An 8,618-nucleotide genomic window follows, 5' to 3' on the forward strand; every position below is an offset into this window, starting at 1 on the left:
GTCCAGCAGCACGCCCGCCAGCAGGAACAGCGCGCCCTTGGCGCCCGCGTGGCCCAGTACGGAGAGCAGGAACGCCGTCGTCGCTTCGCCGCCGGTCGCGGCCAGCCCGCAGAGGAATAGCCCGATGTGGGCGATCGTGGAGTAGGCCAGCAGGCGCTTGAGGTGCCGTTGTGTGAAGCACAGGACGGCGCCGAGCAGGGCGCTCGCGAGTCCGGCCACCAGGAAGACCCGGCTCACGGCGGCGTCGTCGAGCGTGGTGCCGAACACGGTGGTCCGGACGCGGAGGACCCCGTAGAGCCCGAGTTCGACCATGACGCCGGAGAACAGCACGCACACCGGCGTCGGGGCGACGGCGTGGGCGTCGGCGAGCCAGAAGTGGAACGGCACGGCCGCGGCCTTGACCAGCAGCCCGGTGCAGACGAGCACGAACGCGGCGACGACCAGCGCGTCCGGCGGGCGGCCGCCGAGCGCGATGCCGAGCTGCGCGAGCCCGAGCTGCCCGCCGCGGGCGTAGAGCAGGCCGATGCCCATCAGCGTGAAGTACGCGCCGAGCGAGTTCACGACGCCGAAGTTGAACGCGCCCTGCACCGAGTCGGCCTCTTCGATCCGGTACCCGGTCAGGGCGTAGGCGACGCCGCTCATCAGCTCGAAGAACACGAAGAGGGTGAACAGGTCGCCGGTGAACAGGAACCCGAGCATGCCGGTCAGGAACAGCAGCATCATCGCGTGGTAGCGGGCTTCGACGGCCTTGAAGTACCGCCAGCTGTAGAGCAGCGCGCAGGCCATCAGGAACGACGCCAGGACCGCGAGTGCCGTGTTCAGCCCGTCCGCGACCAGGACGATGCCGACCGAGCGCGTGCCCTCCGGCCGTTGCCCGCTGAGCCAGCCGACGACCCGCTCGTGCCGGGCGGTGGCCAGCAGGATCACGCACAGCACGCAGACCGCGGCGGCCGTCGCGGTCGCGGTGACGTCGACGACGACGCGGGGGAGCGTCCGGCCGAGCCCCAGCAGCAGGCACGCGACCAGCAGCGGCACGGCGACGATGAGGGCGGGCAGGATCGTCATGGGTCAGCCGCGCAGCGCGCGGAGCTCGTCCGGGTCGACGGTGCCGTGGCGGCGCGAGATCTGCAGCGTCAGCGCGAGCAGCAGCGCGGTGATCGTCGCCGAGACGACGATGTCGGTGAGCGTCATGGCCTGCACCATCGGGTCGACGACCGGCTGTGCCTGCCCGGGCGTCACGATCGGTGCGCCCGCCTGGTCCTGGTAGCCGATGGCCAGCAGCAGGACGTAGGTGCCGGCCTGCGCGACCGACAGCGAGACGACGGTGTGCACGAGGTGGCGGCTGCGCATGATGCCGGCGCAGCCGAGCAGCAGCAGCCACGCGGCGACGCCGTCGCAGGCCATCGAGACGATCACGGCTCGTCCTCCTCGAGCCCGTGCAGGAAGAACCGCGACAGCAGCACGACGAGCCCGGCGGCGACCTCGATGCCGACCAGCACGCTCAGCACCGGCACGATCCCGGCCGAGAGCAGCGAGCCGAACTCGCCCAGCGGCAGCACGTTCGCCAGGAACGAGCCGCCGACGACCAAGCCCACCAGCCCGGTGACGACGTACAACCCGGTGGCGGCCGCTTCGGCGTACTCGCACCAGTCCAGCGGACGCAGCCGCGCCAGCGCCCGGTAGCTGCCGGAGAGGTAGAGCAGGTGCCAGCCGGTGGCGAGGACGACGCCGCCCTGGAAGCCGCCGCCGGGTGTGAGGTGGCCGTGGACCACGATGTCGAGCCCGAGCAGCACGGTGACCGGCAGTAGCAGGTATCCGGCGAGCTTCACCGCGGGCAGGACGTACCTGCTGTCGTCCGGTTTCGGCCGGGCCTGGGACTTCGGCGGCTGCAGCAGCGCGAGCGTGCCGACGACCGCGGCCGCGACGATCGTCTCCTCGCCGAGGGTGTCGAACGCGCGCAGGTCGAAGTTGACCGACGACACCAGGTTCGGCGTGACGCGCTGGAAGCCCAGCGGCAGCACCAGATCCCGGTAGAGGTGCCCGGCAGCACCGGCCTCCGGCATGCGCGTGAACGCCGTCACGAACAGCGCGGCGACCCCGGCCAGCCCGACTCCGCCGACGACGTCGCGGGTCCTCATCGCTTGCCGACCTTCCGCAGCGTCAGCAGCACCAGCAGCGGCACCACGGCCGCGCCGACCGCAAGTTCGGACAATGCGACATCCGGCGCTTGGAACACGACGAACAGGACGGTCAGGCAGAACGAGAAGACCGAGAGGGTGATCGCCTGGCGTTTCGGGTCGTGCGTCGCGACGACGGCGAACCCGGACGCGGCGACCAGGGCGAGTGCGACGAGCAGCACGGCGGTCGTCATGCCGGCAGGTCCTCGTCGATGTCGCCGCGGCGGCGGGCTTCCAGCCGGGCGGTGGCGGTCTGCAGGATCGGCCCGGTGACCACGAGCAGGACGACCGTGACGACGATCGCGCCCGAGCCGAGGTGCGCGCCGTTCACGAGCACCAGTCCGGCGCCGATCAGCGGCGCGCCGAGCGTGGTCACGGGGGAGAGCAGGTGCAGGCGCGCGAGCAGGTCCTTCGCCCGCAGCATGCCGACGGCTGAAACGAGGACGGCGAACACACCGGCGAACACGAGGACTTGGGCGACGACGGTCATCGCGTCCCCAGCAGCCGGGCGTAGACGAGCGTGCCGGCGAAGGCCAGCACGGTCAGCGTCAGCGGCAGGATGATTGCGCTCGACGGGCCGTAGGCCTGCACGAGCAGCAGCAGCGTCAGCACGGTGGCGGCCCCCGCCAGTTGCAGCCCGGCGAGGCGTTCGACCGCACTGCCGCGCGAAGCCAGCCACAACGCCGGTCCGAGCCCGCCCGCCATCAGCAGCACGGCGGCGAGCAGCAGCCACGTCACCGGCTCACCCGTTCGAGCGTCGCGGACCGACCCGGCAGCAGCCGGTGCACGAGGAGCCGGTTCTCCTCGGGCGGGCTGGTGACGACCATCGTGCCGGGCGTGCAGCCGATCACCACGGTGGCGACAGCCAGCCGGGCGTCGTGCTCCGCCTGCGGTTCATCGGGGACGGCGACCTCGTCGAAGGTGCCGGCCGACGGATGCTGGAAGACGGTGACGAGCGCGGCCGCGGTCTCCCGGACGGCCGCGACGGGCACCGAACTCCACGTCAGCCAAGCCGCCCGTGGCCGCCAGGAGCCGCACATGGCCCGGCGCGCGAAGAACGCCGCGAGCGCGCAGACGGCGGCGGCCACCGCGGACGCGGCCAGCTCCGGCGCCGACGGCGTGGCCAGGGTCAGCACCCACAGCCCGGTCAGCGCGAGCCACCACACCACGACCTCGGCCGTCGCCCGCATAGCGCACCTCCGGCTCCGGACCTACCCGTTCCGCGACCGCGTCAACCGGCGGCGCCGACCGCCCGGGCGATGGTCCCGGCCACCAGTTCCGGTTCGGCCGCGGTCGCGGTCAGCGCCGGATGGCGCAGCAACCCGGCAGGCTCGATGCCGGGAACGGGCTCGCGGAACCGGACGCAGACCCCGCGGGCCGCATTGGCACCGAACGCCGGGCCGCGATCGGCCAGCGACAGCCGGATGCCGAGCGCGCCGGGGGTGGAAGAGCTCGCTGACCTCGACGTCGGCGACGTCGGTCAGTGGCGTCGAGACGAGCTGCGGGCCGAGGCGAACACGTAGCCCGGCCGCGTCGAGGTCGAGCCCGCTGTGCCGGTCGAGCCACGGCTGCAGCCACGCGGGCCCGGCGAAGGCGGCGCGCAGATGGTGCCGGACGACGGTGACCGCGTCCTCGGACTGGCTCATGCGAGCCTTCCTTCCCGCTCGGGGATAGCCTGCGGGTGGGGGGGGCAACGCGTCAGCCGGCCACGATCGTGTGCTCGCCGCGGGGGAGCAGCTCCCCGATCACCGGATGGCCGGGCACCTCTCCAGGGGTCAGCAGGCCGCCCGATGTCTGGGCGTCGGCCAGCAGCAGCGCCTCGTCCTCGGCGATGCGGGACAGGTCGGCGTGCGGGCTTACCCAGTCGAGGTTGCGGCGCGTCCCGCCGCTGACGTAGCCGTCCCGGAGGGCTTCGCGGGCACCGTCGAGGTACGGCACCGCCGCTGGGTCGATCCGCGCTGTGACGCCGCTCGCGCGGGCCAGCTTGTAGAGGTGGCCTAGCAGCCCGAAGCCGGTGACGTCGGTCGCGCACGTGACTCCGGCCGCGAGCGCAGCCTGCGAGGCGTCGATGTTCAGCATGGTCATCGTGGCGATCGCCTGCTCGAAGCGTTCACCGGTGGCTTTGTGGCGTGAGTTGAGGACGCCGATCCCGAACGGCTTGGTCAGCGTCAGCGGGACGCCCGCGCGGCCGGCGTCGTTGCGCAGCAACCGGTCCGGGTCGGCGGTGCCGGTGACAGCGAGACCGTACTTGGGTTCGGGGTCGTCGACGCTGTGCCCGCCGCGAGGTGGCAGCCGGCCTCGCCGCAGACGTCCAGGCCGCCGCGCAGCACTTCGGCGGCCAGCTCGAACGGCAGGACGTCGCGCGGCCAGCCGAGCAGGTTCACCGCGACCACCGGGGCGCCGCCCATGGCGTAGACGTCGGAGAGCGCGTTCACCGCGGCGATCCGGCCCCAGTCGTACGGGTCGGCCTGCCCTGCCACTGGGGCCCGAACGGGCTGTCCCGCGGCGCCGCGGCCAACGACCTGCTGTCGATCGCGCTGGACCCGAACGTGCACATCCAGGAATCCGAGGCGGCCACCTGCGACATCCGGCCGGGACGGCGCCCGCGCGGTGCCGCGTTGCCGGAGTTGGTGGCCGAGTACCGGAGGCGAGCCGATGGCTGAGTACGGCACCCAGCCCCGGATGGGGTTCTTCACCGACACGTCCGTGTGCATCGGCTGCAAGGCCTGCGAAGTGGCGTGCAAGGAGTGGAACGGCGTCCCGGAGGCGGGTGGGTGGGCTCGACCTGCTCGGGATGTCCTACGACAACACTGGTGACCTCGGAGCGAACACCTGGCGGCACGTCGCGTTCATCGAGCAGCCCAAGTCCACAGTGGACCTCGGAATGCCCGCGGTCGGCGCGGCGGAGCAGGAGGACGCCGGGGTGCGCTGGCTGATGTCGAGCGACGTCTGCAAGCACTGCACGCACGCGGCGTGCCTGGACGTCTGCCCGACCGGCGCGCTGTTCCGCACGGAGTTCGACACCGTCGTCGTGCAGCAGGACATCTGCAACGGCTGCGGCTACTGCGTCCCGGCTTGCCCGGACGAAACCGGGCCGGGCGTCCGCGCCGGCCTGGCCGGCGCGGACGCCGAGCTCGTGGCCGAGCACCACCTGGAAACCGGCCTGGGACTGACGTCCGAGCCGTACCGGACCGGCCGGGCCGGAAAGCTGCTCAAGGCGGCGAAGGCGCTCACGGCGACGGGCATGGCGCTGTCACTGGCCGCCCGATGCCACCGAGTCGTGGGAATCGCCGCGCGGGAGCCGCTTACCTGGCGTCCGGGCTGTGTACGCGGTTCGGCGTCTACGCCGCGGACGTCGAGTCGGCCAAGGATCCGAAGTACGTCGTCGTGCCCCAGCGCGAGCGTCTCGGAGGACGTGCATCGAATTCACCCGATCCGGGTATCTGAGCGCTATCACGGTTCAGCCGAGAAGCCGTTCCCCCTGCAGGAGTAGCCCGCCAGCAGCGAAAGAGGAGGCTTCGGACGGCCCAAGCGACGTTCACGGTTGCGACCACCGCCGACACAGTTCTGGTAACGGCTGTCGGCAGCCTCGATGCGACGGTCACCACGCACTTCCGCGACGTGCTGCTCACCGAGATCGGCCTGCGGCCGCAAGCGGTGATCGCCGACCTGTCCCGGGTCGACTTCTGCTCGGCACAGAGCCTACGGGTGCTGCTGGAGGCATCGGCTGAAGCGCACGCCGCCGGAGTTCCGTGCGCGGTCGTGAGCGATCAGCGGGCTCTCCAGCGCCCCGTGACGGTGCTGGGGGTGGATCACGTCTTGCAGTTGCATCGCGACCTTCGCGCCGCGCAGAGCTGGCTGACCGCGCTGCGGCTCGTCGAGGAGAGCGCGTGACCGGCGGCGTCCGGTTCCCTTCGAGCGCGAAGCCGCCGGTCAGGCGGGGTAGCGGGCGCTTTCCAACAGGCGGGCCAAATGCGCGGCGTTGCGGACGAGGGTGGCGTTGGCCGAGGCGACGGCCTCCGGGGTTTCGTCCAGGTCGTTGTAGTCGCCGCCTTGCATGGCCTCGCCGTTCCAATACGTCCCGCCCTGGGCCGGGATGCTGAAACCGATGTCGTTGAGCGCCTGGAACAGATCGGCGATGATCTTGTGCGCGCCGTCCTCGTTGCCGACCGCCGCGGCGACGGCGACCTTGCCGACCATCGCCGGGCGGCCTTCTTCGTCCGTTTCGGACAGTTCCGCGTCGAGGCGTTCCAGCACGCGCTGCGTGACGCTGGACATGTGCCCCACCCAGGTCGGCGTAGCGACAAGCAGGATGTCCGCAGCGGCGATCCTCTGCCGGATCTGGGGCCATTCGTCGCCGTCGCCCATGTCGGCTTCGACGCCGGGGCGGACGTCGTAATCGACGACGCGCACGGCCTCGCCGGCGATGTTCCGCTCGGCGAACAGGTCCAGCAGCTGCGTGGTGATCAGGTCGCTGCTGGACTTCGCCGGAGACGGTTTGAGTGTGCAGACCAGCGCGAGCACTCGCAGGGCGTCGGACATCGGTACCTCCACGGCCGGGAGCGGCTTCTTGGGCCCGGGTTCCCGCTGAGCGCCGGTTGAACCGGCCGGGGCTAGTCTGAAGTCCTGTCGATCAAGGGGCGGTCAACGGCGTCCGCGAGGAGCCGCCGTCATGCCCGCCGATCGCGACGACGCTTCCACCCTCGCCACGGCGAGGCTCGGCTGCCGGCCGCCTTCGCGACCCTGGTGGCCGTCGCGCTCTACCTCGCGCTGCGCAGCAGCTGCTGGTCGCTCCCCGCTTCGTGGTGCCCGCGCTCGAGTTCGCGCTGCTGGTCCCGCTGATCGCGTTCAACCCCCGGCGCGTCACCCGCCAGACCCGGCTCTCCCGCGTCCTGTCGCTGGTCGTGGTCATCGCGGTCACCAACCTGGGAGCAGTTGGCACTGCTGATCCACGACCTGGTCGCCGGCACCGCCGACAGCGGTCAAGCCGTGCTGCTGGGGGCGCTGCAGGTGTGGCTGACCAACGTCATCGCGTTCGGCCTGGCCTACTGAGAACTGGACCGCGGCGGCCCGGCCAAACGCACCCAGTCCGGTCGTGACGACTTCCCGCTGGCCGACTTCCGGTTCTCCCAGGACGAGAATGCCGGCTCGGTCGAAGAAGCCGCCGACTGCTCCAGCGCCAAAGCCGACTGGGTACCGACCCTGCTGGACTACCTCTACGTGTCGGTGACGAACTCGACGGCGTTCAGCCCCCACGGACACCATGCCGCTGTCGTCGCGGGCGAAGATCCTGATGACGGTGCAGAGCGTCGCGGCGCTGCTGACGTCGTTGCTGGTCATCGCTCGCGCGGTCAGTTTCCTGAAGTAGCGGTCGAGGCCCGCCGGGGCAGGACGCAGAACTCGTTGCCCGCCGGGTCGGCGAGGACGACGAAGCGCTCGTCCGGGTCGTCGGTGAGCACGCGTGCGCCGAGCCCTTCGAGCCGGGCGATCTCGGCGTACTGGTCGAGCTCGAGCGGCGCGATGCCGAGGTGCACGCGGTTCTTCCCGGCTTTGTCTTCGTCGACCGGCTGCGGAGGTTCGCGCGACGTGCAGCGTGGGCAGGCCGCATTCCTCGCACGGGATCGGCTTGCTGTCGCGGCTGATCATGACTCGGTTCGGCATCGGGTGAGGCCCCCGGACGAGATCGACGGTCCGGTTCGGCTCGCCCGTGGGGTGCGCCACCCTCGCGAGGGGCAAGGCTTCACTCGAAAGGGGTAGCGACGGCCTCGATCCGTGATTATCGGGTCGTGGTGAGGGTAAACGCTCGAAAACGCGGCACAGGAGAGGACGGACAGCGTGGCTCGAAACTTCGGCAAAGGCGACCGCGTCCGGAGGGAAGCCGGCAACGAAAGCTCGGTCGGCACGATCGAGGACGTGATCACGACCGAGACCGAAGCTGGTGGCCGGCATGTGAAGGCGTCCGAGGAGGAACCGCAGTACTTGGTGCGCAGCGAGAAGTCCGGCAGGACGGCGGTGCACCACCCGGACAAGATCCACCCGGCCTGAGCGCGGGCGGCCGCCGCCGTCCCGGCCGGGGCGTCAGTTCCTGCCCGGCAGGAACTCCTGCAGCTTCGTCTTGACCCCCTGCACGACGAGGTGGAACGCGTCGGGGTCGCCCTTGAGCACCGGCTGGGCCGCGGACTTCATCTGCTCGAACGTCGCGTGCGGCGGGATCGGCGGCACCTCGGGGTCGCAGCGGACGTCGAGCACGGCGGGCTTGCCCCCGGACAGCGCGGTCTCCCAGGCCGCGGCGAGCTGGTCCGGCTTGTCGACGGTGATCGCGGTGAGCCCGAGAAAGAGCGCGAAGCCGACGTAGTCGACGTCGGGCAGGCTTGGGGACTCCTCGAACTTCGACGCGCCGCCCATCGCGCGCAGCTCCCACGTGACCTGGTTGAGGTCGTT

11 protein-coding genes and 5 pseudogenes are annotated in these 8,618 nt (G+C 71.3%); 5 read left to right on the top strand and 11 right to left on the bottom strand.

Going from position 1 to position 8,618, the window contains the following annotated elements:
* The 7 genes from A4R44_RS51435 to A4R44_RS40040 all read right to left on the bottom strand — a co-directional run.
* The coding region (locus tag A4R44_RS51435) for a complex I subunit 5 family protein (protein WP_304456055.1) at window positions 1-1,065 on the bottom strand (1,065 nt) is incomplete at its 3' end.
* A gap of 3 nt (window positions 1,066-1,068) precedes the next feature.
* Complete coding sequence (locus A4R44_RS40015) at window positions 1,069-1,416, bottom strand: NADH-quinone oxidoreductase subunit K (RefSeq protein ID WP_198545638.1); 348 nt, start codon at window positions 1,414-1,416, stop codon at window positions 1,069-1,071.
* Entirely contained in the window at window positions 1,413-2,138 is a 726-nt protein-coding gene (locus tag A4R44_RS40020) for an MnhB domain-containing protein (RefSeq protein WP_067593223.1), read from the bottom strand. The genes A4R44_RS40015 and A4R44_RS40020 overlap by 4 nt, the downstream gene beginning before the upstream one ends.
* A complete protein-coding gene (locus A4R44_RS40025) occupies window positions 2,135-2,371 on the bottom strand; it encodes a DUF4040 domain-containing protein (protein ID WP_067593226.1) in 237 nt (78 codons plus the stop codon). Before A4R44_RS40025 ends, A4R44_RS40020 begins: the two co-directional genes overlap by 4 nt.
* A complete protein-coding gene (locus A4R44_RS40030; RefSeq protein WP_067593227.1) occupies window positions 2,368-2,667 on the bottom strand; it encodes a monovalent cation/H(+) antiporter subunit G in 300 nt (99 codons plus the stop codon). Before A4R44_RS40030 ends, A4R44_RS40025 begins: the two co-directional genes overlap by 4 nt.
* Window positions 2,664-2,915: a hypothetical protein gene (locus A4R44_RS40035; RefSeq protein WP_232791986.1), complete on the bottom strand. Its 252-nt coding sequence runs from the start codon at window positions 2,913-2,915 to the stop codon at window positions 2,664-2,666. Before A4R44_RS40035 ends, A4R44_RS40030 begins: the two co-directional genes overlap by 4 nt.
* The gene (locus A4R44_RS40040) at window positions 2,912-3,367 is read right to left on the bottom strand and encodes a Na+/H+ antiporter subunit E (RefSeq protein WP_067593230.1); all 456 of its coding nucleotides are present in this window, start codon (window positions 3,365-3,367) and stop codon (window positions 2,912-2,914) included. The genes A4R44_RS40035 and A4R44_RS40040 overlap by 4 nt, the downstream gene beginning before the upstream one ends.
* A 69-nt stretch (window positions 3,368-3,436) precedes the next feature.
* Between A4R44_RS40040 and A4R44_RS48630 the strand changes: the two genes are divergently transcribed.
* Entirely contained in the window at window positions 3,437-3,700 is a 264-nt protein-coding gene (locus A4R44_RS48630) for a hypothetical protein (protein WP_067593233.1), read from the top strand.
* A gap of 175 nt (window positions 3,701-3,875) precedes the next feature.
* Here the strand turns inward: A4R44_RS48630 and selD are convergent.
* Window positions 3,876-4,732, bottom strand: a pseudogene (selD, locus tag A4R44_RS40050) (selenide, water dikinase SelD).
* Here selD and A4R44_RS51440 point away from each other — a divergent pair.
* The 3 pseudogenes from A4R44_RS51440 to A4R44_RS40060 all read left to right on the top strand — a co-directional run.
* A pseudogene (locus tag A4R44_RS51440) lies at window positions 4,631-4,840 on the top strand (hypothetical protein); the annotation flags it as partial. The pseudogenes selD and A4R44_RS51440 sit on opposite strands and share 102 nt — an antisense overlap.
* Window positions 4,833-5,259 (top strand): annotated as a pseudogene (locus A4R44_RS40055) (4Fe-4S dicluster domain-containing protein); the annotation flags it as partial. The pseudogenes A4R44_RS51440 and A4R44_RS40055, both read left to right, overlap by 8 nt.
* Before the next feature lie 473 nt (window positions 5,260-5,732).
* A pseudogene (locus tag A4R44_RS40060) lies at window positions 5,733-6,071 on the top strand (STAS domain-containing protein); the annotation flags it as partial.
* A gap of 39 nt (window positions 6,072-6,110) precedes the next feature.
* On the opposite strand, the gene A4R44_RS40065 reads toward A4R44_RS40060, so the two are convergent.
* Window positions 6,111-6,719: a flavodoxin family protein gene (locus A4R44_RS40065; protein ID WP_067593236.1), complete on the bottom strand. Its 609-nt coding sequence runs from the start codon at window positions 6,717-6,719 to the stop codon at window positions 6,111-6,113.
* A gap of 809 nt (window positions 6,720-7,528) precedes the next feature.
* Window positions 7,529-7,738, bottom strand: a pseudogene (locus A4R44_RS48635) (VOC family protein); the annotation flags it as partial.
* 274 nt (window positions 7,739-8,012) lie between these two features.
* Between A4R44_RS48635 and A4R44_RS40080 the strand changes: the two are divergent.
* On the top strand, window positions 8,013-8,222 hold the full coding sequence (locus A4R44_RS40080) for a DUF2945 domain-containing protein (protein ID WP_067593242.1): 210 nt from the start codon (window positions 8,013-8,015) through the stop codon (window positions 8,220-8,222).
* A gap of 33 nt (window positions 8,223-8,255) precedes the next feature.
* Here A4R44_RS40080 and A4R44_RS51445 read toward each other — a convergent pair.
* Window positions 8,256-8,618: thiamine pyrophosphate-dependent enzyme (locus tag A4R44_RS51445; protein WP_232791987.1), on the bottom strand; the 363-nt coding region annotated here is incomplete at its 5' end.

This window comes from Amycolatopsis sp. M39 (assembly GCF_001651785.1).
Lineage (GTDB): Bacteria > Actinomycetota > Actinomycetes > Mycobacteriales > Pseudonocardiaceae > Amycolatopsis > Amycolatopsis rubida.